A 26,521-nucleotide genomic window follows, 5' to 3' on the forward strand; every position below is an offset into this window, starting at 1 on the left:
ATGAGCACAATTAAAGAATCACTGTTACGCTTTCGCGAAAGCGTAGAACCACAAGCCACTCTCGTAGCTGTTAGTAAAACTAAACCTATAAGTGATCTTCAAGAGGCTTATGAGGCAGGACAACGACATCTGGGCGAAAATAAAATTCAGGAGATGACAGAAAAGTGGGAAGCACTTCCCAAGGATATTCACTGGCATATGATAGGTCATACGCAGCGCAATAAAGTAAAGTATATGGCCCCTTATGTGCATTTGATACACAGTGTAGATTCTCCAAGATTGTTGAAGGAAATCAATAAACAAGGAAAAAATAACGATCGAGTGATCAATTGTTTACTACAAATACATGTGGCACAAGAAGATTCTAAATTTGGTTTTGATGAGCAAGAATTAATTGCCTTACTCCAAGACCAAGCTTTTAAGGAGTACGAACATATTCAAATTAAAGGACTTATGGGAATGGCTACTTTTACGGAAAACAAAGATCAGGTAAGAGAAGAATTCAGAAGTCTAGCTGATTTGTTTAAAAAAATACAAAAAGAGAAGTTGCTCTCTTCCAGACATGATTTTACCGAATTATCGATGGGAATGACTGGAGATTATGAAATTGCGATGGAAGAAGGTTCTACGATGATTCGTATAGGTAGCGCCATTTTTGGAAGCAGAAACTAAACTTGAACAGGTATTTGAATAAAAAATTTCATTTGTGGAACTAACACTTAGCATACCAGCACTACTCTTCCCGGCTATTTCATTAACCATGCTTGCATATAATGCAAGGTATCTTGCTATTGCTGCTTTGATCAGAAGTTTGCATACGAAGTACGAAGAAAACGCATCAGAAACTGCCCGTTTACAGGTACAGAAATTGAGAAAGCGATTAACCATTATAAAAAACATGCAAGCCGTAGCTATTGTGAGTTTCTTACTGGCAGTTATCACCATGTTTCTTATCTATATTGAACTGAGTTTTTGGGCAAATATCGTTTTTGGAACGAGCTTAGTAGCTTTAATGATGTCGCTTATTCTATCGTTGATAGAGGTGCAGCTTTCTACAAAAGCGTTGAGCATACAGTTAAAAAGTATAGGAAAAAATAATTGATTCTTTCCAAAAGCAAAAAAAGGGAGGAAATCAGCCGACTCCTCCCTTTTATTTTATGTTACACTAGGATTTTTTACTGAAGCACATCGGTTAAATCATATCCTCCGAATTTTTTCATATACGACCTTACGCTACTACCGTAAGCGTCTTTATTGCTTATACGCCCATTAGATTTCAAAAACTTCTTTACGCCTCCTGGTCCAGAAAGATGGGCTGCCGCCAGCATACCGCTTTGAGTAACCTTCACACCAGCGATGGTTTTGCCTTCGTATTGATTGATATAGGATTGGAGTGACTTGTTGTTATAACGTAAGTTTTGGATAAACACACGTTCTTGAAGTCTTACAGAATGTAGAAATGCTATGGTGTCGGTAACTCCAAAATGAGCCAGTGTCACCTTACCAAATTGGTATTTTCCCATATATCCCAAGGTATTTACTCGCCAGTGCTGACCTCTGGACTCTTTAAAAGCAAGAGCTTCTTTAAAGGATACAAAACTATCAGCGCTAGAAGTGGCCAGTGAGTAGTCCCGAAGACTGATGTCTTCTTTTTCTTCGACTCCCTTAAAAGGACCCGTTTTTTTTAAATCCATCACCGCTATAGTTGGCGCTTCAGTAGTGTAAGAGTCGGTATTCACAAACTTGAAAACCGAAAAGCTCATCAATAAAAGTACTGGTAAAGCTAAAAAACTCACATATTGTGATCTCATAAATGTTGTTTTCGAAAGTCTCTGTCACTTCTTTCTATAAATCAATGCAAATTTACAATACTATCTCTATTAAACTACAGAGAACTGTTAAATAACTTAATATGAGGAATAAACCAGTTCAATAACCATAAGGGGGGGTGTCATAAGGAGACTTTATATGAAGTAGGCTTGATCAGTATCATCAAATTGTTAGTCAACTTAGGGTGATGAAAACAACATCTCTTATTCCTAATATAACACCTAATTTTATAGGAGCTGTGGCATTAGCCTCAACAAATTATTAAATTGGATGTATTGGATACCAATCAAAACACACCAATGTTTATTGATTGGTACAACAATTGAAAAAATCACTTGTTATTCTTAGCAATCCACCTTCTGTATTCGGCAGCATTGCGATTGTGTTGGGAAAGTGTTTTGGCAAATTTATGGTAACCGAAATTCTGTACATCAGCTACAAAATACAAATAGTCGTGATGTTCTGGGTGCAACACCGCATTGATGGCTGTTAGATCTGGAGTAACAATAGGGCCTGGTGGCAAACCAGAATACTTATAAGTATTGTACGAATTATCAATTTTTAAATGCCCATAAAGCACCTGCTTGATTTGCTGGTCAAAGTCAGCTTCTGATAATTTCTTTGCATAAATTACGGTAGGATCTGCGTCGAGTTTGATGCCTTTTGAAAGTCTGTTAAGATACACACCAGCCACTCTAGGCATTTCGTCCACCTTAGCAGTTTCTTTTTGAACTATAGAAGCTAGTATGTAAACCTCACTTGGTGAAAGGTCTCGTTTTTTTGCTTTCGCACGTTTTTCTGCGCTCCAAAATTGGTTGTGATATGCCAACATTTTATCCCTAAAATCAGCTGCTGTTGTATTCCAATAAGTTTCATACGAATTGGGCAAATAGATACTCAATGCGTTTTGAGTATTCCGTTTATTCTCTTTTAAAAAAGCGGGGTCGCGCATGGCTTTTAAAAAACTAAGGCTGTCCGGTTCCATTTGTTGTGACAACCTTGCAGCTAGGTTCTCTAGGCGTTCTTGGTTATTAAAAGTCACCTTAATAGGCATGTTTTGGCTGCGCACGGTGTTGATGATGTCATTATTACTAGAACCCTTTTTAATAAGAAACCGACCTGGCTTTACGTTTTCATTGTATTTCTTTTTTACAGCAGTAGTATGTAAATCTTCTCGATTCTTAACTGCATCTGCGATGATCAAAAAAGCGGTGTTGTAATCGGCATCTGTTGGAATAAAAACCTCGTAGGTTTCTGACTCAAAATTAGTGTTAGGGGAAAAGAGTACCGCCCAGACATGGTAGGCAAAAAACCCCATGATAACAAGTCCTACCAGCACTATTCCAAGCAGGATTTTTTTGTAATTAGTATTCATTGATCAGTTGATAAAGGTGTTCGTTCTTATACGATTTTTCTGTGGCGATCCAGTCCTTTTTAATTCCGCTTTCGCGAAAGCGGAGCCTTTCAAAGAGTTTGCGACTTGCAAGATTATCTTCACTTATACTTGCATATAATTGATGTAGCCTCAAATGTTTAAAAGCATAGTCTATGATTAATTCCAACCCAGAAGTAGCTAGGCCCCGTGCTCGGTCTGATTCTTGAGAAATCACAATTCCCACACCAGCGCGTTTGTGATACGGATCAAAGTCATACAAATCTACGACTCCTTTTATTTCATTTTTAGGATTACAAATAGCCAATCTCAATTGCTTTACTTCGTAGATATCTCGGTGTGCATTCTCTAAATATTCTCTAATGGTAAATTTAGAAAACGGAGTGAGTGTATGACCAAATTCCCATAAATCTGGATTGTTTTCAAGTTCATAGATAAAATCTAAATCTTCAGGATCAACGGCTCGCAAGCTACATATGTCATTTTGTAACCTCATACGTGGATCTCGCCTTTAAAAACTTGTGTCGCAGCACCGGTAAGCCAAATATCTTCATAACCTTGTGGTGTGGGCTGGTATTTAACCTTAAGCTCCCCTCCTGGTGTTTGCAAAATTACTTCGTTATTCCTAGTTTGTTGGGTGCGGTGCATAGCTAATGCTACTGCGGTAACTCCTGTACCACAGCTCAACGTCTCGTCTTCTACACCACGTTCGTAAGTGCGTACTTTAAAAACATGACCTCCTTGTGGCTCCACAAAGTTGATGTTGGCCCCTTCGTTACCGTATAACTCATTCCTTAAAAGCCTTCCTTGAGCAACCACATCTATATGATCCAGATCATCTGTTAACTCGACGTGGTGTGGTGATCCGGTATTGGTAAATACATGTCCGTCGAATACTTGTACTACAGGTACGTTAGTCATTTGCAGACTGACATTGCCGTTATCAAATAAATGTGCATGATGCACCCCGTCTATAGCTTCAAAGCTCGCTTGGTCTTCTACAATTCCTAAAAACTGCGCAAAACTTACCAAACAACGGCCTCCATTTCCACACATACTGCTTTCATTTCCATCTGCATTGTAATACAGCATTTTAAAATCAAGGTCATCGTGGTGTTCCAACAACATCAATCCGTCGGCACCAATTCCAAATTTTCTATCGCATAGCTGGGCGATACGCTTGGTATCCTTTTTATCAAAATAGTGCTTCCGGTTATCAATGATTATAAAGTCGTTACCTGTACCTTGATATTTAAAGAATGTGATAGTTTCCATTCCTACAAAAATACAGTAAGTGAATGAATTGTTGAAGTGTTAAACAGCGTTAAACCTATTTTTTTAACACAATTCTATCTGTAATTTTAGGTTATAGATAATATCAAACAAATTGTACATGAAATCATTTATCAAAACATTAGGGATAGCCATCCTAGGTGGCGCAGTTGTTTTAGGATCTTATAAATTCTTTTTTGAGGAAGATCTTCTGCAGCATACTTATTCAAAACAAAGACACATAGAAGATACCCTACCTGTGTCTCCCGTAAATTATGTAACAGCAACATCTATTGCAGGAGTTGACTTTACACAAGCTGCCGAAAAGACTGTTCACGCAGTAGTTCATGTTAAAAACAAAACGCTTGCAAGGGTACCACAGTCTTGGTCAGATTTAAGATCTGGTCGTGTACCGTATAGAGAAGCTATAGGAAGTGGCAGTGGTGTTATTATCACAGAAGATGGTTATATAGTAACCAATAATCATGTGATTGATAAGGCTCGTGATTTAGAGGTCACTTTAAATAACAATAAGACATACAAAGCACAACTTATAGGAACAGAACCTAATAGCGATATCGCATTATTAAAAATTGATACTGATGAAGACTTGCCTTATATCGTCTTTGGTGACTCTGACCAGACGAAAATTGGCGAGTGGGTTCTTGCTGTAGGAAATCCTTTTAACCTGAACAGTACCGTAACCGCAGGGATCATAAGTGCCAAAGGTCGTGATCTCGATGAAACAGATGCTAACGTTCAAAGCTTTATACAAACAGATGCTGCCGTTAATCCTGGTAACTCTGGTGGAGCGCTGGTCAATACAAATGGAGAGTTGATAGGTATCAATACGGCCATAGCTTCTAAAACAGGATCTTACGTAGGCTACTCTTTTGCAGTTCCTTCTAACAATGCTCGTAAAATAATAAACGATCTCATGGAGTTTGGTTTTGTTCAAAAAGGCATGCTAGGAATAAGCGGTGGCCAGCTTAATGGTAATATTGCAGATGAATTAGGCATTGATGAGAGTGAAGGGATTTTTGTTTCTGAGGTTGTTGAGAATAGTGGAGCTGCCATTGCTGGACTGCGCAGCGGTGATGTGATTACTAAAATCGATGACATCCAATTACAGAAATTTTCAGACCTAACAGGTTATATCAATAGTAAAAATCCGGGAGATGTGGTCGTGGCAAAGGTATTAAGAAATAAAAACTTTATAGATGTACGTATAGAACTTACCAAAAACAATACGGCTAGTATTCCTTCTATTGGTATGAATTTGCGCAATCTTACCGATGATGATCGCAAAAAGTTTAAAGTCAGTGATGGAGTGAAAATAGTCGCTACAACTGGCGGACTTTCTAGGTATGATATGAGCAATTATATCATCACAAAAATTAATGACGAGGAGGTTAAAAACATTGAGGATGTGCAACAAATATTAAGAAGCCTACCTCCTAGTGCTACCATTTTGATACAAATGAAAAACAGTGCTGGCGAAACAGAACGTTTTAGATATACGATGGATTAGGTATGAGGTATGAGGTATGAGGTATGAGGTATGAGGTATGAGGTATGAGGTATGAGGTATGAGGTATGAGGTATGAGGTATGAGGTATGAGGTATGAGGTATGAGGTATGAGGTATGAGGTATGAGGTATGAGGTATGAGGTATGAGGTATGAGGTATGAGGTATGAGGTATGAGGTATGAGGTATGAGGTATGAGGTATGAGGTATGAGGTATGAGGTATGTATGAAAAATAAAAAATTTGAGCATAAAAAAGTTTTATCGGCTTCATTTATTCTTTAAATTATCAAAAAATGTCCTGTAAATTATTCAACAAAAAGGCAAACTTCATTCTGCGTCATAGGAAGAATGCCGAAGGCGACCACACAGATCCGTAGCGGTGGACTTCAGGCCGCTGTTGGGAAATGAACGGGTTCGGGTTCTTATCTCCTACAAGAAAGCAACTTTTATTTTGCTGGTTATACATTCTAAAGCCCCCAAATGATCAAAAAACGTTTGGGGGTTTATTTTTAATTTGCTTAATCTACTAGTTGGTATTCTGGATAGGTCTCTTGAAGGTATACTTCTGCTCGTTTGGGTAGTTCTACGAGCATCACATAGACCATTACACACATCAAAACAAACAAAAAACTGATGCCAGCTAACACATACGCATTTAGACTTGCAAAGGACTCTGTATTGGGCAGAATGAAATTAAAAAAGTGAATAGGTAATAAAGCTAACCCAAAACCTGCGCCCTGCTGCATCATAATATCTTTAAACAACCATTTCTTTTCTCCTCTTTCTTGCGCTCGCTTTCTATTTCGGTAATTTGAAACCGTCAACACCACAAGATAACCGAGACATAAGATAAATACCACCGCTATAAAATAGTCGGCTGATAGGGTCAAAATTCTCAACAAATAGAAAACTAAAAAGCTGAACACCAAGAGCATGAATATCCTAGGGATTTTAAAGAAAACTAGCACGTGTTTCCATATTAATTTTGAATACTTTTTACTTAGAGATTTCTGCCGCTCTTCCACTACCTCCATAAAGCCAAAAACGCCAAATTTCTTAAACTCCTTTTGGAGCGCATCTTCAAAGCTAAGATGAGGATTTTCTTTCCATTGTGCTTCAATTCCGTTTGCTAAATGGTCTACCAACTCCATCTGTAAATCATACCATTCTACATAATGCTTTTGAGTAAATGTATAAAGTTGTTTTAACTGAGAATCGTTGATGATCATATCAAAAAACTAATTTAGGATTGGTAATGGCTTGCATGTTTTCCATATACTCCCGCAATTCGGAGAGCATGGCAAGCGTTTGTTTTTTTCCTTGTGGTGTCAGCGAATAATATTTACGAATTCGGTTCTCTACCTTTTCAGCTTCCACTGTTAGGTGCCCTTCTGCCTGCAGTTTATGAAGGGATGGGTATAAAGCCCCTTCTTTAATATCCATACGACCCCCTGTTATTTCCTTGACTTTTTGAGTGATTTCATAACCGTACATCTTCCCCTCCTGCTCTAGTAATCGCAAAATTATGGTGGTCAGGCTACCTCTATACAATTGATTATGTGACATACCTAAGAATCTTAGATGTAAATATACATAAGATTCTTAGGTAAAACCAAATAAAATCAAAATCAAAACAAAAGACAAAATCTAAACTTAAATTTAAATTCCAGTTGCGGTAGTTTGCTTTGCTATAAAACTCATCGACCCACTACGGCCTAGTCATTGTAAAAAGGAAATCTGATATGTGTATGAAAACAATTGATTTGGCTCGCTTTCGCGAAAGCGCAACAGTTATGCTTCTATTGGATTACCGAAGAAAGTATTGAACCCAAAAAAAATAGAATTAAGTCAAAATTAATGTTACTATAACGTTATAGTATGATTACTTTTGCAAAAAAAAATAAAACTTACTAAACCTACAGTTATGAGTAACCCAATAGATACTTATGAAAAAGAGCTGGCTTTTCAAACTGACAGACGACGTGCGGCTGTTGCTTTTATTAAAGCTGTAAGTGATTTATGGTACGACCGGTCTATAGAATTGGTTATTTTTAGAAACCAGTTGATCGATAGAAACGTGAGCCAAATCATCAATTTACATGAATATGCTGGCCAATTTGTTCAAAAGCCTATTTCGGTTTTTGATAGTGTGGAAATTGCTCAGGCTATTTTATCCTTAGACTTGCCGCCATCTAAACTCGACATAGGTAAACTTACTTATGAGTACCATTTGGAGGAAAATGAAATGCAAGATGCCATGAGTTTTGTGATGAGCAAATTAGGAGATGCCCAAAAAACGCAAGAGATTACACCTAAAGATGTAGTTCTTTATGGTTTTGGACGTATAGGTAGGTTACTCGCTCGCGAATTGATGACTAAGGCAGGAAAAGGAAGCCAACTTAGATTACGTGCTATAGTTACTCGTGGAGCCATTACAGCATCTGTTTTAGAGAAACGCGCTTCACTCCTAGCACAAGACAGTGTTCACGGTGATTTTTCTGGAACAGTAGGCTATAATGTAGAGCAGGAGTCTTTAATTATTAATGGGACAACAGTAAAGATCATAAGTGCCAACGCTCCAGAAGATATCGATTATACGGCCTACGGTATTAACAATGCTCTAATTATTGATAACACGGGGGCTTTTAGGGATGATGTTGCCTTAGCACATCACTTAAAAGCAAAAGGTGCCCATAAAGTGTTACTTACAGCACCTGGGAAAGGCATCCCTAATATCGTACACGGCGTTAATCATCTAGAACACGATCCAGATCACGTAGCTATTTTCTCTGCTGCTAGTTGTACTACAAACGCCATTACCCCTGTTTTAAAAGCGATAGAAGATAGTTTTGGTGTCATAAAGGGACATTTAGAAACCATACATGCTTATACCAACGATCAAAACCTAGTAGATAATATGCACAGCAAGTACCGTCGCGGTCGTGCTGCTGCGTTGAACATGGTCATTACAGAAACTGGAGCTGGTCAAGCAGTAAGCAAAGCCCTTCCTTCTTTTGAAGGGAAATTAACCTCTAATGCCATACGAGTTCCAGTACCTAATGGTTCTTTAGCTATTTTAAATTTGGAATTAGAAATGGCTACTTCCAAAGATGCGCTTAATGCCACGCTTAAGAAATATGCGTTAGAAGGTGATCTGGTAGAACAAATCAAATACTCTATTGATAACGAATTGGTTTCCAGCGATATCATAGGGTCTAATGCGCCTTCTATCTATGATTCTAACGCTACCATTGTAGGTCCTGACGGTAAAAATGTAGTGATTTATGTTTGGTATGATAATGAGTACGGATATAGTCACCAAGTCATCAGGTTGGCTAAATATATTGCGAAAGTGAGAAGATTTACCTACTATTAAAAGTGGACTATTCTTGTCGGAATTTGCTAAAACGTGAAAAAGCCTTCTCTATTTGAGATGGCTTTTTTGATTTCTATTCGTTTTAAGGAAGGTACTACACCTCCACAGTACTCATGGTCTCTAGTGCTTTACCGATGAGTCTACCTCCTTTTATAATTTCCAAGGTCTCCTTATTTGCTGTATCGTCGTGTAGTACTCTGGTTAGTACCTGAGCGACATCTGTCCTAGAAATGGATCCTTGCTCCTTTAATTTATGCGATAATTCTATGTGTTGTGTGCCCGCTTCATTAGTAAATGCGCCTGGCCGTACAATCGCATAATTGAGTCTGCTATTTCTAAGATAAATATCAGCCTTGTGTTTGGCTACCATATAATCGTGCAACTCTTCCATTTCTTCTGGTTGGTCAGCACCCATGGAGCTTAACATAACAAATTTTTTGATGTTATTAGACTTGGAAGCATCTATGAACCTCTTTGCTCCTTCTTGATCTATCTCTACTACATTTGAACCTCCAGAACCAGCTGCAAATATGACTTTATCCATGTTTTTGCAAGTATGTGAAACGTCTTTTGAAAGGTCTCCTAAAATCCATCGAACGTTTTGATCTTCAAAAAAAGATTTTTGATCCTCTTTACGAATCATCGCTATAGGTTCGAAATATTGAGATTCTTTTAAAAAATTAATGATTTTTTTTCCTGTCGCGCCGGTAGCGCCTGCTATGAGTACTTGTTCCATTCCTTAATATAAGCTAACTGGCTTAGCCTCGCACAAAAATCAACTAGTTTAACTAAGATTTGTGCCAGTATTAACTCCGTATTCCTTTCTATTTAAGGTTCCTTTAACTTTAGCGATATTAAAATCAGTCCAATAGGTAGTGGCCGCTTGTTGTAGTAGTTACAAACTATGTTATTTAGCTTCAACCGTTTAAATTATGAAAACTAATTTGGTAGCACTTGCTTTATTACTTTCTATTCCTGTGGTACATGCTTAAGAATGGAGGTTGATAAGAATGAAACGCTCGAGTTTAGAGCAACAAATCCCGATACCCCTAAAAAGACTGTTCAAAAAGTTACTACTGCTTTTGGAGCACTAGACATGCACATGGTGACGTATGCACCAAGCTCTGGTGATGACAGCGCCGTGTATTCTTTAGGACGCTCTGATTATCCTAGAGGTCAGTTTGAAGGTGCTGATTCGGATAGGTATACATAAATACTTGATGGTGCTGTTGAAGGTGCTCGTAACCACTTAGAAAGCACTTTAATTTTTGATAAAACGGTCCTTTTTAATGGTTTTCATGGAAGGAATGTTACAGGAGCTTACGTATACATTAACGCTATTTTGGTATATAATAGGTGGTATAGTAGTCCATTACTTTGCTCTACTAAAAAAGACAACAACGCGAGTATTCAAAGGTTTTAAACTCATTTGATATTCTTAAAATCAAGGAGTAATAGGTGCTTTAACCCCTAAAATGTAATAGCTTTACGAACTCTAAATAGATACATGCATTTAAAACCGCTCACTTCTCTTCGCTTTTTATTTGCCTTAATGGTTTTTGTCTCTCATCTTGATTTTTTAAGGACAAGCGATTATCATTGGTTAAGAACTACCTACCAAGATATTTTAGTGGAGGGGTATATAGGTGTGAGTTTCTTTTTTATTCTTAGTGGTTTTATATTAACCCATGCCTACCATTCCAAAATCAATACAAGTAATCCAGAGAATAAAAAGTTTTTTATAGCTCGAATAGCGCGCATCTACCCATTGCATTTTGTGACGTTTTTAATTGCAGTTCCATTGATGTTCTGGGGTCAAGAAATAGATGGAAAGGGATGGTTGCTAGGGCTTTCTAATTCGACACTCACTCAAAGCTATGTCCCCATTAAAGAATTGTATTTTTCTTTCAATGGACCCTCATGGAGTATTTCTTGTGAGTTTTTTTTCTATTTGTGTTTTCCGTTTTTACTGCGCTTTTTTGATAAGATAGGCCAATTCAAATACTACCTTACCGGAGTATTGGTTTTAGCTATTTTAATCCTTCCTGATTTTATTGATCAACAATGGCATCACGGATTGTTTTATATCAATCCGTTGTTTAGAGTGGTTGATTTTATACTTGGGATCGTGTTATACGATTTCTATGTACACCTAAAGAGTAAAAAAGTCTTGATCAATTTCACTAAACTAGAACTCTTTAGCATAGGTGTTTTTATGTTGTTTTTCAGCTTGCGCCATAGCGTTTCTGAAACAGCTTTATACAGCGTGTTTTATTGGTTCCCAATGATGGGTATCATTCTTGTTTTTGCCTTTCAAAAAGGGAGGCTATCAAAATTTTTAAGCCATCAATACGCTATATGGTTAGGGGAAATAAGCTTTGGATTCTATATGCTGCATCATTTGGTATTGCGTTATTTCACTTTAGGAAATGGGAAGTTGGAATGGATTACTAACGATTATATCATCATTGGTTTACTGCTATGCATCTCTATGGTAGCTGCTGGTATAAGCCACCGCTATTTTGAAGTACCTCTGAATAAACTCATACGACAGAAATGGAAATAAAATAGGCACAGGATCCAATACGGCCTGCGACATATTACTTTTAATACCCTGTAAACATTGTGTTGTCGCCAATATTTACGTCTAGAGTATGAATGCGATAATCCCCTACTGCTGTAACAAAAAAGGAGAGAACACAGCTCTAATTCATATAAAATGCAAACTTCAACTCGTCTTCTCCTTCTAACTGATCCAGATAGGCTAGTAGGTCATCTATTTGAGCTGCTTCTCCTGTAGTAACGGTATTGATAAGGCCTAGTACTATGGCCTCAGTACGGGTATCAATTCTTGGAAGGTATTGATACCAGTCTTGGAATACTCAGTAACATACGTGCAACAACATACGCCCTAATTAGCCGCTTTTACTCTTCCTATTACTCTTTTATATTTTAGAAGGCCCCCATTTTTAAACTGACTGAGGTCGTGTCCCTTTTTTAACGTGCCAACACCTATAGAGAGTTTCGTAATAACTTCTACATAAATTAACGACTGTTTTTTACACTAATAAAGTCGCTCCATCACCGCAAAAAAAGAACGTTATACCGATGAGCCTTGGACAACAAAGATGTAAGCAGGAAACCATTGACCCAGTAGCATCAAGATTTAGTAATTGTTGATTTTACCTCTGGTACTTCCTTTGTAGAGTTCTTGATACCCGTCACAATGACAATCCGCTTCTTAGGCACCGTTGCCTTATTTAAGAGCAAATCCTAAAGAACGCCCTAATATCAAAGTAATTGAAAATACAAGTAACAGTTTTCTTGTCGTATAGTTCAACTTTCGTCAGTTGTTGTAGGTGATAACGAGGAATTAATAAAATCAGCTGAGCAGCGTATACGCATTACCTAATTCACACTAAAAGGTCCACAAGATGGGAAGTTGTATTTTGAGCTGAGATTTTTATTTTTAGGGAGTCCTTAGTGTTCCTGTTTTCAAAACTAAGGAATAATAAAAATCCGATCTCAAATGAATGAGATCGGATTTATAATTGATAAAGTATCTTAATGAATTAATCCCATTTAGAACCAAAAAACTTTGAACGGCTTCCTTTTTTTTCTACGGAGCTGCCTGATGAACCAGAATCCTCTCTTTTAGGTCTAGAATCTCGGCTTTTAAAACCGCCAGTACTAGAATTAGAATCATCATTTGATCTAGAGCTGCGACCTTTAAAGCCGCCACCAGAACTAGAGTCCTCATCACGACGTCCTCTATGGCTGCTTCCACCGCCATCGCTACGTCTTCCTTTAAAACCACCACCAGAACCGGAGTCACTATCTCTATTTCCTTTATAACCACCACTAGAGTTGCTGTCACGATTTCCTTTGTAACCGCCACCACTGCTTCTACCGCGACCGCTATCTCTACTTCCGCTATCTCTACCGCCGCGACCTCTATCTCTAGATTCTGTCACTTCGCCTTCGTGTACGTTTGCTCTAAGCTCACGACCATTACGCTCTGCAGCGTTGAGTTTTTCCATTTGGGGTGCCACTTCTTCTTTTACATCCATAAAAGAGTGAGCTCCATCTAGAACGATGCGTCCTATGTCGTTACCAGTTATTCCAGTAACATCACAAACAAAGCCTAATAAAGCTCCTTTGTTCATCTCATCTTTGCGACCTAAATTGATAAAATAGGTTTTCATTCCCTCTTCTTTACCTCTAGATCTAGGTTTTCTCTCGCGGTATTCACCACTATCCTCGCGATCCTTAGAATGGTCGTTAAGATCTGTGATCGAATTGCGTTTATAAATAGAGTTGAATTCTTTAGTTAAGAATTTACCTATTAATTCGTCTTTAGTAACATCAGCAAGACTTGCTTTTACTTCTTCAAAAAGCTCATCAGTAATTTTTTCATTTACTGTTTGTGCTTTTAAATTTTCAGTCCATCTACCTATACGTTTCTGTGTAATTGCTTCTAAAGCAGGGATTTCTCCTCTATCAAATTTGATAGAAAGTTTACTTTCCATATACTTTAATTTTCGCATATCCCCTTTAGTAATCAAGGCAATAGATTCTCCTTTTTTACCTGCACGAGCGGTACGACCAGAACGGTGGGCATAAAATTCAGGATCATCTGGTAAAGCAAAGTGAATCACATGTGTGATATCTTCTACATCAATTCCACGAGCGGCAACATCTGTTGCGATCAATAATTTTAGATTTTTATTTCTAAAACGTTTCATTGCAGCATCTCGCTGTGCTTGAGACATATCTCCATGAAGGGCTTCAGTAGAATAACCATTGTTATTCAATTCATCAGCGACTTGTTGAGTATCTCTTTTGGTACGACAGAAAACCACACCAAACATATCTTGATCAAAATCCAACATTCTTCTTAAAGCTTCGGTTTTATCGCGTGCCTTTAATTGGACATATTGGTGTGAGATATTGGTATTTACAATTTCTTCACGATTGATACGTACTTCTTCAGGGTTTTTCATGTAGGTATCTACAATCTTCTTGATTTCCTTTGCCATAGTAGCAGAGAATAACCAAATGTTGCGACCTACGTCGGTTTTAGAAAGGATAAAGTCAATGTCTTCACGGAAACCCATGTTCAACATCTCATCTGCCTCATCCAGAATCAAAAACTTCAACGCATCGAGTTTGATCTCGCGGCGTTTCATAAGATCCATAAGACGTCCTGGAGTAGCCACAATTACTTGTGCTCCACGTCTGATGTCTTTGATCTGACCCATGATATTTGCACCTCCAAAAACCGGTACGACATTAAGTCTTCCCATTTTTTGAGACATCGCTTCTATCTGTCGACAAATTTGTTGTGCTAGTTCACGCGTTGGGGCTAGAATTAATGCCTGCGTATCTTTTGAGTTGGTATCCATTAGCTCTAGTAACGGTATACCGAAAGCTGCTGTTTTCCCTGTACCGGTCTGCGCCAGACCTATAAAATCCCCATCATGCTTAAGCAAGATTGGAATTGCTTGCTGTTGAATCTCTGTTGGATTCTCAAATCCCATTTCAGCAAGGCCGTCTAATAACGGCTGAGTAAGCCCTAAGGCTTCAAAATTTTTCAAATAACTGTTTTTAAATATTTTGCAAAAATACGACTTTAATATGAAATACTTATCATATAAAAAATTAGGAGGTTAATTAACTCTATTATTAGGTTCATATTATCCATTTAAAAGCATGAAGCAAGGTTTTTCTTGTGCTTAGCTAGATTTTAAACCTGGAAGAAATGCCCGCTGTAATGACCTATCTTATCACCAGCAAAGTAGGTTAATAGTAAAAAGGAGTTATTTTATGACGATGGCTGCCCAATCATCCTGAACTTTATATAAAAACTACTTATAGAGCATCTCACACCCCTTACTAGGTGCTGGTATAAGAAAAACTTACTACAACTTACCCAGCAAACTCAGTAAAATCGGCAATGTTTTTTCTTTCTGGTAAAATTACTGTTGCCTCGTTATCATAGGTACCTAAATAGAAAAAGCCTAAGAATTCTTCTCGATCGCCCACACTGATATGCTGGAATTCTGACATGTTTACAAAGTCTTTTGGCGAGCTCCAGTAACAACCATAGCCCATGTCATGAGTCGTCAACCACATGTTTTGAACGCTCATGCTCACTGCGGCTATTTCTTCCCATTCTGGAATGGATTCTTTTTCATCTCTGTGTTTAAAAATAAGCAGCATGACACTGGTAATGGCTAGTTTTTCTTGTAGCTTTTTAAGTTTTATAGAAAGTGGTGCTCCAGTGGTTGTTATAAACTGTTCTCCCATAAAGATTCCCAAATCACTAAGGGCATTTCCTTTCAGGACTTTGTAACGCCAAGGTTCTGTTTTTTTATGGTTGGGTGCCCATCTGGCGCTTTCTAAAATTTTTAACACATCATCGTGAGGAATTTCTCCACCTGTATATTGAGAAGGAAAGACGCTTCGGCGGGTCTGGATCAATTGTTCTAGGTTCTTTTTCATGTTTTAAAGATAGTAGATATTTCGCTTTCGCGAAAGCGGAAACCATATACTTAACGCAGAAGAACCAGTTGTATCACAATAAAGAATTCCTGTGATTTTCACCCCAAGGGATATTAGGGCCTGTAAATAGTCCAAGCTTACGGCATGCCCTCATAGCGATTACAAGGAGTCATTTGTAGCATTTTATTTTAAAACTACTTCTTTATTTACAGCCTTCTGTAATATTTTTTGTAATGTTATCTTTACTCACAAGACTCACCGCTTAAAATATTTTATGAAACTCACCTTACAACTTGCTGCTATTTACAATCTTATTTGGGGAGCTTGGGTCGTATTACTTCCGAATCATTTTTTTGAACTGGTGGGTATGGAGCCGCTTAACCATCCTATGGTATGGCAAGGAATGGGAATGGTTATAGGTGTTTATGGTTTGGGATACTGGTGGGCGAGCTATAATCCTATGAAGCACTGGCCTATTGTAGCCGTAGGTTTTTTAGGGAAGATCTTTGGCCCTTTAGGCTTTTTGTTCAATTACGTTCAGGATATTGTTCCTTTTGAATTCATTTTTACCTTAATCACCAATGATTTTATCTGGTGGATCCCTTTTTTCTTGATTCTTAAAAAAGTACATACCGATTATCAATGGAAGCTTACTTAATAAGTGTCTTTTCCATCACCGCATTAGCATCGCATACTAGATGATTTTAAAATATTCGAACCACTGACTATACAATAGTTACATGAAGAAAAAAGCGCTTTTATACAGTTTTATAGCTCTCTATACGATTGCTGGCATCATGCATTTTGTGACTCCAGAAGTCTATCTAGAGGTCATTCCAGACTGGTTGGGAAATAAGTTACGGATTAATTATGTATCAGGAATTGCAGAGCTGCTAGTTGCTGGTTTGGCTCTTTTCCCTAAGACTCGTGCAATTGCTGGAATAGGTGCTATGGTCATGCTCCTTGCCTTCTCCATTTCTCATGTCTATTTTTTACAGAACGGCAGTTGTGCAGGAGATTTTTGTATTCCGTCTTGGATAGGGTGGTTGCGTCTTGTGATCATTCACCCTTTATTGATCTTTTGGGCATGGAAAATATCTCGTTTATGAATTTTTTAGATCTTTTACAGCTTTTAGTAGATGTTGGACTGGTAGTTCTTATATGGATCGTACAGCTGATCATTTATCCTAGTTTTCTTTATTACGATAGTGATTCTTTGAGCAAATGGCATAAAATTTACACGGGTAGAATTACGATTATTGTGGCCCCACTTATGATTGCTCAAATAGCTATAGCGTCCTACTTGCTGTTGATCAAAGGCACATTTAGCATCCCTGAGATGGCCGCTTTGATCTTTATCGCTGTGAATTGGCTGATCACCATGTTTGTTTTTATTCCCTTACACGAGCATATCGATACGATTCCGGATGATCGCAAGGTACAGCGGCGGTTGGTTCACTCGAACTGGTGGAGAGTCTTGCTGTTTTGTATGGTATTCTTGATACATCTGATCTATTTTATAAGCCTGGAATTTTAGAATTTATACTTCTAGGAATGGATACCAACTACTAGAGTTGATGAAAAACACTGATCACCAATTGTCCTTTACTAGTGGAAGGTGTGAGTTCTCTCATATAACCGGCTTGAAATTTAAAAGAGGCATTCCATTGATAGCCTAAACCTGCGAAAGCCCAATTGCGATCAAAATACGCTACGGTTCCTGTACCTGTATCCGTTTCCCCATTGATAAATAGCTCGTTCCACAAGGCGGCGTAAAGAGTATGTTCTGCAATAGTTGATCGATGTAAAGGGACATTAAGGAATAAGGTATAGCGGTAACGCGTTCTAAAATTTTGACCTTTTATAAATCGTTCTTCTATTCTTATACGGTGTTTGAGTTCGAAACGGCTGTTCAGTTTGCTTTCAAACCAAAGGTCTTGATGTAATCGGTGTTCTGTAGTATTATCCTCTGCTGCACCAAAAGGTTGACCTGTAAAAAAGTCATAACCCAAATGTACATCAATTGCCGTATATGTAGGTCGATAAGAAACTGCCGCACGAGCTATAAATTGCTGGAAGTCTGCACCTATCTCGTAGGTGCGGTATTGAAAATCTCCTGCGATGGCCCAGCGTTGGGTTAAAGGTTTTTTATAAATATATTGAGACCACAACCCCGTTGCGCCTATTTTAGTTTGTGACTGACCATTGGATCCTAAGAAGATGAGGAAGAATAACAAAAAGCCAAAATTAAAATTCATAACACTAATGGTGTAGTTTCGGGTGACATGTGGCAGATATAGAAAATAAAACAACGAAGGTCTAACTTTTTTCTGTTTTTAAAAATGCTTTTACAGGTATATTTTATTGGGGTTGTAATCAATGCCAACCTTTTTTATATGGATCAGGCCTATAAATGTGTAACACTTTTAGATTTAAAACGACTAATAAATGGTGTTGCAGATCGCCCTACGTAAAGCATGATAAGCTGTCAGAAAGAACGTTAATGGTATGATTTTTGCTGCTCAAACTTGGCCTGATAAAAGATGTCAGGGTATAATTTTTTTAATCTTTAGTATTTAAATGAGACAACTCAAAATCACCAAGCAGGTTACCAACCGTGAATCAAAATCGCTGGACAAGTACCTACAAGACATCTCTAAAATTGATTTAATCACAGCAGAGGAAGAGGTGGAACTGGCACAGCGCATTAAAAAAGGTGATCAGAGAGCTCTAGAGAAGTTGACTACGGCAAACTTACGTTTTGTGGTATCTGTTGCCAAGCAGTATCAAAATCAAGGGCTTAAGCTTCCCGATCTTATAAATGAGGGTAATGCCGGTCTTGTAAAGGCTGCAAAAAGATTTGATGAGACTCGTGGTTTTAAATTCATTTCCTACGCGGTATGGTGGATACGCCAGTCCATTCTTCAAGCACTAGCAGAGCAGTCACGTATCGTGCGACTTCCATTGAACAAGATTGGTTCCATTAACAAGATTAACAAGGCTTTTTCTCATCTTGAGCAATTGCATGAGCGTCCACCATCTCCAGAAGAACTTGCAAAAGAACTGGACATGACGGTGAGTGATGTCAAGCAATCCCTTAAGAATGCTGGTCGTCACGTATCCATGGATGCGCCTCTTAAAGAAGGAGAGACTTCTAACCTTTACGACGTAGTACGTAGTGGTGAGTCTCCTAATCCTGATCGAGAATTAATGCATGAATCTTTAACTTTAGAGATCACACGTGCCTTAGAAACTTTATCTCAAAAAGAAGCAGACGTGATTTCTCTTTACTTCGGTATTGGAAATCAACAACCTATGAGTCTGGAAGAAATCGGCGAAACTTTTGACCTTACTCGTGAGCGCGTGCGCCAGATCAAGGAAAAAGGAATCAAAAGATTACGTCAGAATTCGAGAAGTAAGATCCTTAAATCATATTTAGGATAGAGTAATCTTCCTAAAGTTAGTATGCAAAGTGCCTCCTCTTCTGGAGGCGCTTTTTTTTTAACGTATTTGTTGATGATGTGACTTACTTAAACCTGTTAGAAACACAAGCACAAGGAACATAGCTTAGGCCTAAATTCTAGTGAAGTACCAGCACCAACTCATTTATTATAACTCGTAAGTACAAATGACATGTAGCACTGATCTTATTTAACTGTTTCAGATGTGGTATCAAGGAGTGTAATCGCTACTTCTTTTACCCCTCTTGATAGCGGCCTCTTCATCCAGCTCCATATAGACCGTTATCTTCTATCCCCATCATTTGTTCATTTTATCCTTGACGATGAAGGTACCTTCAAGGCCATCAATTTCCACTACTGCGTTATGTTCTAGGCCCATGGGTATCAAATCACGGGATACGGCAATAGCCTTTCACCAGATACTAAGGTATTCTCCCAAGCTGCAAGACCTCTAGTTCCTTTTTTGGTCTGACGTTCAACAGAGTTATAAGCCGTAGCAGTTACTGTTATGGTGGTGGTGTCTTTTTCTTTTGTCTTGTTACAACCTAAGAGTGCTATGGAGATGCAAAGGAATACTAGTATTTTTTAGGTACGTGAACCTATTTTTTTCTAGAGCCAAAAGTTACAAAATTATCATGAATTGGTTTTTACAGTGTCTTCCTTAGCTTGTGGTGTATGATTATTTGGTCTTGTTTTTTAAAATATTTTATATAACAACATGAAAATCATATGGTTAAATTTTAGTAACTTCAATGGTTGATTTCATAACAAATTTATACGCCATGCAAGAACCTACTATTTACTTTAAAAAAAGCCGACTTCAACAACAGGACATTGTTGTCTTAGAATATCACTACAGTAAACCCATTTACACTTTTTTAAAATCCAGCGGATTGGTTTTTTGGAGTGATGATTTGCATAAGTGGTACCTTGATTATGATCGGGATCAGCTCAATACTCTTTATGTACAATTGAAGCAACAGGGGTTTTTGGTCGATATCAAAGCAGCCCTCCCTCCTATGCCTAGTAGCAGCGGGTTCAACACACACAACCTTAGTATTTACAATGACTACCGTTCTTACTTGATAGGTTTGCGCATGAGTGTGAGCACGGTGGACACCTACAGCAATTTTATAATGGCCTATGTGCGATATTTAGGAGACAAAGACCTATTAGAAAGCGACGCAGAATGCATCAGAGACTTTATATTTCACAGTGTCAAGCGTTTAAATTACAGCGTGAGCACCCACCGGCAGATGGTAAGTGCTTTTAATCATTTGGGGTTGTTGTATCCTGAATTACACACTATTCTGGAAGTAATGAAACGTCCTAAAAGAGATAAGTTCCAGCCACAGGTATTGAGTACACAAGAAGTGATTCTTTTATTACAAGTAACTGAAAACCTCAAGCATAGATTTGCTTTGGGAATGCTTTACAGTTGTGGTTTACGTATAGGCGAACTCTTAGATATGCGTTTACACCACATTGATCTAGATCGACAGCAGGTATTTGTCAAACATGGTAAAGGTCGTAAAGACCGTCATGTCAGTATTGCGGTGAGCATGTTCCCCCTGATTAGAAATTATATAGCCACTTACAGGCCTGAAACTTATATTTTAGAAAGTTCTTCTAAGGGTCCTTACAGCAGCAGTAGTATTCGTGCCTTTTTAAGACGTTCTTGTAAGAAGGCAGGTATTACCAAAAAAATAACGCCTCACAGTTTGCGTCATAGCTATGCCACACATATGATCGAGAATGGTGTGGGCTTGCGTCATGTGCAGGAGTTACTGGGACATAGCAAGCCCGAAACCACGATGTTGTACACCCATATCGCAAGAAAAGATTTACTACAAATTGTGAATCCGCTAGATGCTGCTGTCAAAACTTTTAAATCTGCTAAAGAACCACCAAACATCCGCTTATCCGGAGATTTTTAATGAATAAAGAGTATATTTGAGTCGATATAACCAGTTACCTACAATAGCACAAAAACCCCAAGCTACGGCCAACGCTACAAAGACGCTCGGAACATAGCGCTGAGCTAAATAGTAAAGCCCCCCTCCGATCCAATACTGAGATGATTTATACAATGCACTCCGTGTTGCGGTAAACTGCGCGTATAAAACTCTGAGAGATCAAAACAACTCCAGATCATACAAACACCTAAGTAGTTAAAAAACAATCACCAGGGCGCTCCATTAGAACTCACAGGATGAAAAGTAGAACTCACAGGATGAAAATATAGAAAACCTTAGAACCGCAACACTCCAGTAGTGACTTGGCTATGGAATTTAGGAACGTGGTGCTACGGTAGGTAACAACGGTTATAATTCATTGCAAATTAAGAGCTAGCCAATGTTTGCTAGTAATTGGATCTACAGCCGCAGCCCTTTTGAGGAGTTTACTGAACTGTCGTCTGGAAAAAACCAGACCACAAATAAAGTAAAAGAGCTGCGCTGCTTTTTGTGGCATCAAGATTTTGGCTTACTTTCATGCAACGAAATCATAGCCTAGACAGTTACCTACAATAGCACAAAAACCCCAAGCTACGGCCAACGCTACCATAACGCTCGGAATATAATTCTGAAGTTACTGGTAAAACCTCCCTCCGATCCAATACTGAGATAATTTATAAAATGCACTCCGTGTTGCGGTAAACAGCGCGTAAAAGGCTCTGAGAGATTAAAATAAATCCAGATCACACCAACACCTAGATCGTTAAAATAAAATTACCAGGGCGCTCTATTAGAACTCACAGGGCGTAAAGTAGAACTCACAGAATGAAAATATATCAGAACCTTAGAACCGCAACACTCCAAATATTTACTAGCTATGAAATATGGGAACGTGGTGCTACGGTAGGTAACAACGGTTATAATTCATTGCAAATTAAGAGCTAGCCAATGGCTGCTAGTGATTGGATCTACAGCCGCAGCCCTTTTGAGGTATTTACTGAACTGTCGTCTGTAAAAAAACAGACCACAAATAAAGTAAAAGAGCTGGGCTGCTTTTTGTGGCATCAAGTTTTTGGCTTACTTTCATGCAACGAAATCATAACCGAGACCGTTAGGCAATATTTGACAACGATAATTAATGACTAATTGAAAGAATCAAAACGCATCCCAAATCTAACAGCAATTCGTTTCATTTTAGCTTTGTTAGTAGTTATATTTCATATTGCACAATTTAGCGAAAATAGAGGATTCCCTTTTTTTAATGATTTGGCTATTTTTCATAAAGGTACAGAAGCTGTATATATGTTTTTTTCCTTAAGTGGATTTTTAATTATTAAGCAACTTTTTGTTGAGAAAAAAGAAACAAATTCAATCAATTTAAAAAGCTTTTATCTAAGACGAATATTACGTATTTTTCCTTTATACTATTTAATCTTGACTTTTGGCTTCTTATACTATCGCCTTATTTTACCATTCTTTGGTTTTGAATTTGAAAATAATTATGATTTATTATCTGGAATATTTTTATCAGTCACTTTTTTTCCAAACATTTTTAATAAATATTCACCAGGTGGGATATTAGAAATTTTATGGTCTATTGGTATTGAAGAACAATTTTATTTATTTATCGCCCCATTATTTCTATTACTACCATTAAAAAGAATAATATTGTTTTTAAGTGTATTTACATCTGTTTATTTTCTAATATACTTTTCTGAATATTTAGTTTTCCTTAAAGAATATAATATGCTATTCTTTTACTTTTCGTTTGGTGGTTTATGCGCTATTCTATACAGTCATAATTTATTTCAATCTTTAATTAAGAAGTTAAGATATCCAACATTATTAATATTCATCACATATTTTACAACAGGTATATTCATAAATAACTTTAATCCATTTTTTTACAATCTTTTTAGCTTCATATTATTTGGATTTGTAATTTCCGCTCTAGCTTTAAAACCAATTAAAGTACTTCAGAATAAAACAATGAATTACCTTGGCAAAATATCTTACGGAATATATATGTATCACGCAATAGTTTTGCAATTAGTAGGGCTGATTTATTTAAAGATGATTTCTAAGTTTGGTTTTCAAAACACTTTTGATGTAATTATAATCAATGTTTGCGTAATATTTATAACAATTGTAGTATCTCATTTTTCATATAAATATTATGAAGGTTATTTTTTAAATTTAAAATATAAGACTGATATAAAACAAAAAGTAGAAATAAAAACATTGCCTAACAATGGCTATAAGTAATTGCTTGTTCTCGCCTACTTCTGAAAACCCTTGCGAATTTTCAGTTTGGTGTGTACTTGCTAAGTTAAGTTCTAACCCACGCAACTACTCATAGCCTAACAGTTACCTACAATAGCACAAAAACCCCAAGCTACGGCCAACGCTACAAAGACGCTCGGAGACATGCGCTGAGCTAAATAGTAAAGCCCCCTCCGATCCAATACTGAGATGATTTATACAATGCACTCCGTGTTGCGGTAAACTGCGCGTATAAAACTCTGAGAGATCAAAACAACTCCAGATCATACAAACACCTAAGTAGTTAAAAAACAATCACCAGGGCGCTCTATTAGAACTCACAGGGCGTAAAGTAGAACTCACAGGATGAAAATATAGAAAACCTTAGAACCGCAACACTCCAATTGTGGATTGGCTATGGAATTTAAGAACGTGGTGCTACGGTAGGTAACAACGGTTATAATTCATTGCAAATTAAGAGCTAGCCAATGTTTGCTAGTAATTGGATCTACAGCCGCAGCCCTTTTGAGAGTTTACTGAACTGTCGTCTGGAAAAAACCAGACCACAAATAAAGTAAAAGAGCTGCGCTGCTTTTTGTGGCATCAAGATTTTGGCTTACTTTCATGCAACGAAATCATAACCACGACCGTTACCTACAATAGCACAAAAACCCCAAGCTACGGCCAACGCTACCATAATATTCGGTACATAATTCTGAAGTAAATAGTAAAGCCTCCCTCCGATCCATTACTGAGATGATTTATAAAATGCACTCCGTGTTGCGGTAAACAGCGCTTGAATGGCTCTTAAAGATCAAAATAAACCCAGATCATACAAACACCTAGATCGTTAAAATATATTCGCCAAGGCGCTCCATTAGAATTCGCAGGAAGAAAAGTAGAACTCACAGAATGAAAATATATCAGAACCTTAGAACCGCAACACTCCAAATATTTACTAGCTATGAAATATGGGAACGTGATTGCTACGGTAACAACGGTTATAATTCATTTGCAAATTAAGAGCTAGCCAATGGCTGCTAGTGATTGGATCTACAGCCGCAGCCCTTTTGAGGTATTTACTGAACTGTCGTCTGTAAAAAAACAGACCACAAATAAAGTAAAAGAGCTGGGCTGCTTTTTGTGGCATCAAGTTTTTGGCTTACTTTCATGCAACGAAATCATAACCACGACCGTTACCTACAATAGCACAAAAACCCCAAGCTACGGCCAACGCTACCATAATATTCGGTACATAATTCTGAAGTAAATAGTAAAGCCTCCCTCCGATCCATTACTGAGATGATTTATAAAATGCACTCCGTGTTGCGGTAAACAGCGCTTGAATGGCTCTTAGAGATCAAAATAAACCCAGATCATACAAACACCTAGATCGTTAAAATATATTCGCCAAGGCGCTCCATTAGAATTCGCAGGAAGAAAAGTAGAACTCACAGAATGAAAATATATCAGAACCTTAGAACCGCAACACTCCAAATATTTACTAGCTATGAAATATGGGAACGTGGTGCTACGGTAGGTAACAACGGTTATAATTCATTGCAAATTAAGAGCTAGCCAATGGCTGCTAGTGATTGGATCTACAGCCGCAGCCCTTTTGAGGTATTTACTGAACTGTCGTCTGTAAAAAAACAGACCACAAATAAAGTAAAAGAGCTGGGCTGCTTTTTGTGGCATCAAGTTTTTGGCTTACTTTCATGCAACGAAATCATAACCACGACCGTTATGCCACATAAAAGCAAAATAACGGTCAAAAACGGACTGACCTTCCAAAGTCGAAATGATTTTGAAACGACATCAAAAAACAATAAATTTGAGTATGTTATGAGCATTGTTTGAAAATCAAAAAGAGTAAAACAAATTATTAACTTTGAAAAGTCTAAAAAATGAAAAATATTTTTCCATAAAACAAAATTTATGAATATTTTAAAAAAATTAAGAAAGCCATATTATGTTTATTTTTTGACAGTGTTATTTTTTGTAACAAGTTGTTCCGAAACAAATGATGTTGAAAATACTGAGAATCATCAATTAGAATTAAAGGACTTTATAAATTCTAATCTTAAAAAAAGTAATATACAAATGAATGTTTCAGATTTGAAACAGTATAAATTGAAAAATTACGATTCTTTGAAACAAAAGGCAGGTATTAATAATTATGCTAAAAGTAATTTTGAATTTGAACCTTACAGTATCGAAATTACTGCAAATAATAATGTTTATAACCTTCACACAATAGCAACAAGTGAAACTCATGCTTCAATAGTAATTGAAGATTCAGATGGAATATTAATTGAAACAATAGAAGTTGATATTTCAAATTATAATTCTATTAATGATGAGTATGAGATTTTATGGGCAAAAAGCAACACAAACAATTCATATGCAAAGACAGATTACGATGGAAACGACTGTAAAACAGGTGCTGCAACAGTTGCAGCAGCTGGAAGAGTTATTGCGTTCGGTTCTTTTTTTGGATGCGTGCCTTGCGCTTTTGTAGGTGGAGCAATTACAGCATTAGGATCAATAGGTTTTATAGCTTGTGTTGCAACTAATAGTTAATTTATGAAAGCGAATACGAAAGTTTACATTTATTTAGAAATAATATCTCTTTTAGGTTGCTTAATAATTTTGATAATTAGAGATTTAAAGATTGACTTAATTAATACTATTATCTTTTTTGGAATCATTTTTTCTGGATATAAATTATTAAAGTTAATTAAGTGAGATAACGTGGCATAACAAAGTATATAAAAAATAGCAGTTAAGAGCCAAACCATAAGTTTGGTTCTTTTCTGTTAACTTTATTTCTAAACCGAAAATTGGCACATATAAATCTGCTACTTTTCATATACTAGACCGTTGTAAAACATTTTGACCCGTCCTGAAATATGTATACACTAAAACAAATGTATATG

25 protein-coding genes are annotated in these 26,521 nt (G+C 37.3%); 14 read left to right on the top strand and 11 right to left on the bottom strand.

Features of this window, described 5'->3' with window-relative positions:
- Together KG732_RS11210 and KG732_RS11215 are read left to right on the top strand one after the other, a co-directional pair.
- Complete coding sequence (locus tag KG732_RS11210) at positions 1-672, top strand: YggS family pyridoxal phosphate-dependent enzyme (protein ID WP_213523663.1); 672 nt, start codon at positions 1-3, stop codon at positions 670-672.
- Positions 673-706: 34 nt separating this feature from the next.
- Positions 707-1,102 carry a DUF2721 domain-containing protein gene (locus KG732_RS11215; protein ID WP_213523665.1) on the top strand — a complete coding sequence of 132 codons (396 nt, stop codon included), beginning with the start codon at positions 707-709 and terminating at the stop codon, positions 1,100-1,102.
- Positions 1,103-1,175: 73 nt separating this feature from the next.
- On the opposite strand, the gene KG732_RS11220 is transcribed toward KG732_RS11215, so the two are convergent.
- The 4 genes from KG732_RS11220 to dapF all read right to left on the bottom strand — a co-directional run bounded on the left by KG732_RS11220 (position 1,176) and on the right by dapF (position 4,498).
- Positions 1,176-1,811 (bottom strand): peptidoglycan-binding protein LysM, encoded by a 636-nt coding sequence (locus KG732_RS11220; RefSeq protein ID WP_213523667.1) that lies wholly within the window; start codon positions 1,809-1,811, stop codon positions 1,176-1,178.
- A gap of 350 nt (positions 1,812-2,161) precedes the next feature.
- Complete coding sequence (gene mltG / locus KG732_RS11225) at positions 2,162-3,205, bottom strand: endolytic transglycosylase MltG (protein ID WP_213523681.1); 1,044 nt, start codon at positions 3,203-3,205, stop codon at positions 2,162-2,164.
- On the bottom strand, positions 3,195-3,719 hold the full coding sequence (locus KG732_RS11230; RefSeq protein WP_213523683.1) for a GNAT family N-acetyltransferase: 525 nt from the start codon (positions 3,717-3,719) through the stop codon (positions 3,195-3,197). Before KG732_RS11230 ends, mltG begins: the two co-directional genes overlap by 11 nt.
- Entirely contained in the window at positions 3,716-4,498 is a 783-nt protein-coding gene (dapF, locus tag KG732_RS11235; RefSeq protein WP_213523692.1) for a diaminopimelate epimerase, read from the bottom strand. Before dapF ends, KG732_RS11230 begins: the two co-directional genes overlap by 4 nt.
- A gap of 118 nt (positions 4,499-4,616) precedes the next feature.
- Here dapF and KG732_RS11240 point away from each other — a divergent pair, with 118 nt between their 5' ends.
- The gene (locus KG732_RS11240; RefSeq protein ID WP_213523694.1) at positions 4,617-6,026 is read left to right on the top strand and encodes a trypsin-like peptidase domain-containing protein; all 1,410 of its coding nucleotides are present in this window, start codon (positions 4,617-4,619) and stop codon (positions 6,024-6,026) included.
- On the opposite strand, the gene KG732_RS11245 is transcribed toward KG732_RS11240, so the two are convergent.
- From KG732_RS11245 to KG732_RS11255, 3 genes are all read right to left on the bottom strand, one after another.
- Positions 6,007-6,273 (bottom strand): hypothetical protein, encoded by a 267-nt coding sequence (locus KG732_RS11245; RefSeq protein ID WP_213523696.1) that lies wholly within the window; start codon positions 6,271-6,273, stop codon positions 6,007-6,009. The genes KG732_RS11240 and KG732_RS11245 overlap by 20 nt on opposite strands.
- A 269-nt stretch (positions 6,274-6,542) precedes the next feature.
- Complete coding sequence (locus KG732_RS11250) at positions 6,543-7,253, bottom strand: hypothetical protein (protein ID WP_213523698.1); 711 nt, start codon at positions 7,251-7,253, stop codon at positions 6,543-6,545.
- Position 7,254: 1 nt separating this feature from the next.
- Positions 7,255-7,590, bottom strand: coding sequence for a PadR family transcriptional regulator (locus KG732_RS11255; RefSeq protein ID WP_213523700.1), 336 nt, complete (start codon positions 7,588-7,590; stop codon positions 7,255-7,257).
- 358 nt (positions 7,591-7,948) lie between these two features.
- Between KG732_RS11255 and KG732_RS11260 the strand changes: the two genes are divergently transcribed.
- Complete coding sequence (locus KG732_RS11260; protein ID WP_213523702.1) at positions 7,949-9,400, top strand: glyceraldehyde-3-phosphate dehydrogenase; 1,452 nt, start codon at positions 7,949-7,951, stop codon at positions 9,398-9,400.
- Positions 9,401-9,494: 94 nt separating this feature from the next.
- On the opposite strand, the gene KG732_RS11265 is transcribed toward KG732_RS11260, so the two are convergent.
- Entirely contained in the window at positions 9,495-10,136 is a 642-nt protein-coding gene (locus tag KG732_RS11265; protein WP_213523705.1) for an SDR family oxidoreductase, read from the bottom strand.
- Positions 10,137-10,394: 258 nt separating this feature from the next.
- Between KG732_RS11265 and KG732_RS11270 the strand changes: the two genes are divergently transcribed.
- Both KG732_RS11270 and KG732_RS11275 read left to right on the top strand, forming a co-directional pair.
- A complete protein-coding gene (locus KG732_RS11270) occupies positions 10,395-10,613 on the top strand; it encodes a hypothetical protein (RefSeq protein ID WP_213523707.1) in 219 nt (72 codons plus the stop codon).
- A 294-nt stretch (positions 10,614-10,907) separates the two neighbouring features.
- Entirely contained in the window at positions 10,908-11,966 is a 1,059-nt protein-coding gene (locus KG732_RS11275; RefSeq protein WP_213523709.1) for an acyltransferase, read from the top strand.
- Positions 11,967-12,972: 1,006 nt separating this feature from the next.
- On the opposite strand, the gene KG732_RS11280 is transcribed toward KG732_RS11275, so the two are convergent.
- Together KG732_RS11280 and KG732_RS11285 are read right to left on the bottom strand one after the other, a co-directional pair.
- Positions 12,973-14,997 carry a DEAD/DEAH box helicase gene (locus tag KG732_RS11280; protein WP_213523711.1) on the bottom strand — a complete coding sequence of 675 codons (2,025 nt, stop codon included), beginning with the start codon at positions 14,995-14,997 and terminating at the stop codon, positions 12,973-12,975.
- A gap of 331 nt (positions 14,998-15,328) precedes the next feature.
- Positions 15,329-15,904, bottom strand: a complete 576-nt coding sequence (locus KG732_RS11285; RefSeq protein WP_213523713.1) for a nitroreductase — start codon at positions 15,902-15,904, stop codon at positions 15,329-15,331.
- Between the two features lie 274 nt (positions 15,905-16,178).
- On the opposite strand from KG732_RS11285, the gene KG732_RS11290 reads away from it, so the two are divergent.
- The 3 genes from KG732_RS11290 (at position 16,179) to KG732_RS11300 (ending at position 17,441) form a co-directional block, all read left to right on the top strand.
- The gene (locus KG732_RS11290) at positions 16,179-16,562 is read left to right on the top strand and encodes an alkyl hydroperoxide reductase (protein ID WP_213523715.1); all 384 of its coding nucleotides are present in this window, start codon (positions 16,179-16,181) and stop codon (positions 16,560-16,562) included.
- A gap of 82 nt (positions 16,563-16,644) precedes the next feature.
- The gene (locus tag KG732_RS11295) at positions 16,645-17,013 is read left to right on the top strand and encodes a hypothetical protein (RefSeq protein WP_213523717.1); all 369 of its coding nucleotides are present in this window, start codon (positions 16,645-16,647) and stop codon (positions 17,011-17,013) included.
- The gene (locus KG732_RS11300; RefSeq protein ID WP_213523719.1) at positions 17,010-17,441 is read left to right on the top strand and encodes a hypothetical protein; all 432 of its coding nucleotides are present in this window, start codon (positions 17,010-17,012) and stop codon (positions 17,439-17,441) included. The genes KG732_RS11295 and KG732_RS11300 overlap by 4 nt, the downstream gene beginning before the upstream one ends.
- A gap of 31 nt (positions 17,442-17,472) precedes the next feature.
- Here KG732_RS11300 and KG732_RS11305 read toward each other — a convergent pair whose 3' ends face one another.
- Positions 17,473-18,162 carry a DUF2490 domain-containing protein gene (locus tag KG732_RS11305; RefSeq protein WP_213523727.1) on the bottom strand — a complete coding sequence of 230 codons (690 nt, stop codon included), beginning with the start codon at positions 18,160-18,162 and terminating at the stop codon, positions 17,473-17,475.
- Positions 18,163-18,484: 322 nt separating this feature from the next.
- On the opposite strand from KG732_RS11305, the gene KG732_RS11310 reads away from it, so the two are divergent.
- From KG732_RS11310 to KG732_RS11330, 5 genes are all read left to right on the top strand, one after another.
- The gene (locus KG732_RS11310; protein WP_101014111.1) at positions 18,485-19,348 is read left to right on the top strand and encodes an RNA polymerase sigma factor RpoD/SigA; all 864 of its coding nucleotides are present in this window, start codon (positions 18,485-18,487) and stop codon (positions 19,346-19,348) included.
- Between the two features lie 769 nt (positions 19,349-20,117).
- Positions 20,118-21,302, top strand: coding sequence for a tyrosine-type recombinase/integrase (locus KG732_RS11315; RefSeq protein ID WP_213523729.1), 1,185 nt, complete (start codon positions 20,118-20,120; stop codon positions 21,300-21,302).
- Between the two features lie 1,164 nt (positions 21,303-22,466).
- A complete protein-coding gene (locus tag KG732_RS11320; protein WP_213523731.1) occupies positions 22,467-23,585 on the top strand; it encodes an acyltransferase in 1,119 nt (372 codons plus the stop codon).
- Positions 23,586-25,163: 1,578 nt separating this feature from the next.
- Positions 25,164-25,442, top strand: coding sequence for a hypothetical protein (locus KG732_RS11325; RefSeq protein ID WP_213523733.1), 279 nt, complete (start codon positions 25,164-25,166; stop codon positions 25,440-25,442).
- Between the two features lie 78 nt (positions 25,443-25,520).
- Positions 25,521-26,165, top strand: a complete 645-nt coding sequence (locus KG732_RS11330) for a hypothetical protein (protein ID WP_213523735.1) — start codon at positions 25,521-25,523, stop codon at positions 26,163-26,165.
- Positions 26,166-26,521: the final 356 nt, after the last annotated feature.

Source organism: Nonlabens sp., from assembly GCF_018401815.1.
Taxonomy (GTDB): Bacteria; Bacteroidota; Bacteroidia; order Flavobacteriales; family Flavobacteriaceae; genus Nonlabens.

Excerpts from the sequence above, each read along its gene's own strand:
- KG732_RS11210 (WP_213523663.1), top strand. The coding sequence starts at position 1 with ATGAGCACAATTAAAGAATCACTGTTACGCTTTCGCGAAAGCGTAGAA.
- KG732_RS11220 (WP_213523667.1), bottom strand. The coding sequence starts at position 1,811 with ATGAGATCACAATATGTGAGTTTTTTAGCTTTACCAGTACTTTTATTG.
- mltG (WP_213523681.1), bottom strand. The coding sequence starts at position 3,205 with ATGAATACTAATTACAAAAAAATCCTGCTTGGAATAGTGCTGGTAGGA.
- KG732_RS11230 (WP_213523683.1), bottom strand. The coding sequence starts at position 3,719 with ATGAGGTTACAAAATGACATATGTAGCTTGCGAGCCGTTGATCCTGAA.
- dapF (WP_213523692.1), bottom strand. The coding sequence starts at position 4,498 with ATGGAAACTATCACATTCTTTAAATATCAAGGTACAGGTAACGACTTT.
- KG732_RS11240 (WP_213523694.1), top strand. The coding sequence starts at position 4,617 with ATGAAATCATTTATCAAAACATTAGGGATAGCCATCCTAGGTGGCGCA.
- KG732_RS11245 (WP_213523696.1), bottom strand. The coding sequence starts at position 6,273 with ATGCTCAAATTTTTTATTTTTCATACATACCTCATACCTCATACCTCA.
- KG732_RS11250 (WP_213523698.1), bottom strand. The coding sequence starts at position 7,253 with ATGATCATCAACGATTCTCAGTTAAAACAACTTTATACATTTACTCAA.
- KG732_RS11255 (WP_213523700.1), bottom strand. The coding sequence starts at position 7,590 with ATGTCACATAATCAATTGTATAGAGGTAGCCTGACCACCATAATTTTG.
- KG732_RS11260 (WP_213523702.1), top strand. The coding sequence starts at position 7,949 with ATGAGTAACCCAATAGATACTTATGAAAAAGAGCTGGCTTTTCAAACT.
- KG732_RS11265 (WP_213523705.1), bottom strand. The coding sequence starts at position 10,136 with ATGGAACAAGTACTCATAGCAGGCGCTACCGGCGCGACAGGAAAAAAA.
- KG732_RS11270 (WP_213523707.1), top strand. The coding sequence starts at position 10,395 with ATGGAGGTTGATAAGAATGAAACGCTCGAGTTTAGAGCAACAAATCCC.
- KG732_RS11275 (WP_213523709.1), top strand. The coding sequence starts at position 10,908 with ATGCATTTAAAACCGCTCACTTCTCTTCGCTTTTTATTTGCCTTAATG.
- KG732_RS11285 (WP_213523713.1), bottom strand. The coding sequence starts at position 15,904 with ATGAAAAAGAACCTAGAACAATTGATCCAGACCCGCCGAAGCGTCTTT.
- KG732_RS11290 (WP_213523715.1), top strand. The coding sequence starts at position 16,179 with ATGAAACTCACCTTACAACTTGCTGCTATTTACAATCTTATTTGGGGA.
- KG732_RS11295 (WP_213523717.1), top strand. The coding sequence starts at position 16,645 with ATGAAGAAAAAAGCGCTTTTATACAGTTTTATAGCTCTCTATACGATT.
- KG732_RS11300 (WP_213523719.1), top strand. The coding sequence starts at position 17,010 with ATGAATTTTTTAGATCTTTTACAGCTTTTAGTAGATGTTGGACTGGTA.
- KG732_RS11305 (WP_213523727.1), bottom strand. The coding sequence starts at position 18,162 with ATGAATTTTAATTTTGGCTTTTTGTTATTCTTCCTCATCTTCTTAGGA.
- KG732_RS11310 (WP_101014111.1), top strand. The coding sequence starts at position 18,485 with ATGAGACAACTCAAAATCACCAAGCAGGTTACCAACCGTGAATCAAAA.
- KG732_RS11315 (WP_213523729.1), top strand. The coding sequence starts at position 20,118 with ATGGTTGATTTCATAACAAATTTATACGCCATGCAAGAACCTACTATT.
- KG732_RS11325 (WP_213523733.1), top strand. The coding sequence starts at position 25,164 with ATGGCTGCTAGTGATTGGATCTACAGCCGCAGCCCTTTTGAGGTATTT.
- KG732_RS11330 (WP_213523735.1), top strand. The coding sequence starts at position 25,521 with ATGAATATTTTAAAAAAATTAAGAAAGCCATATTATGTTTATTTTTTG.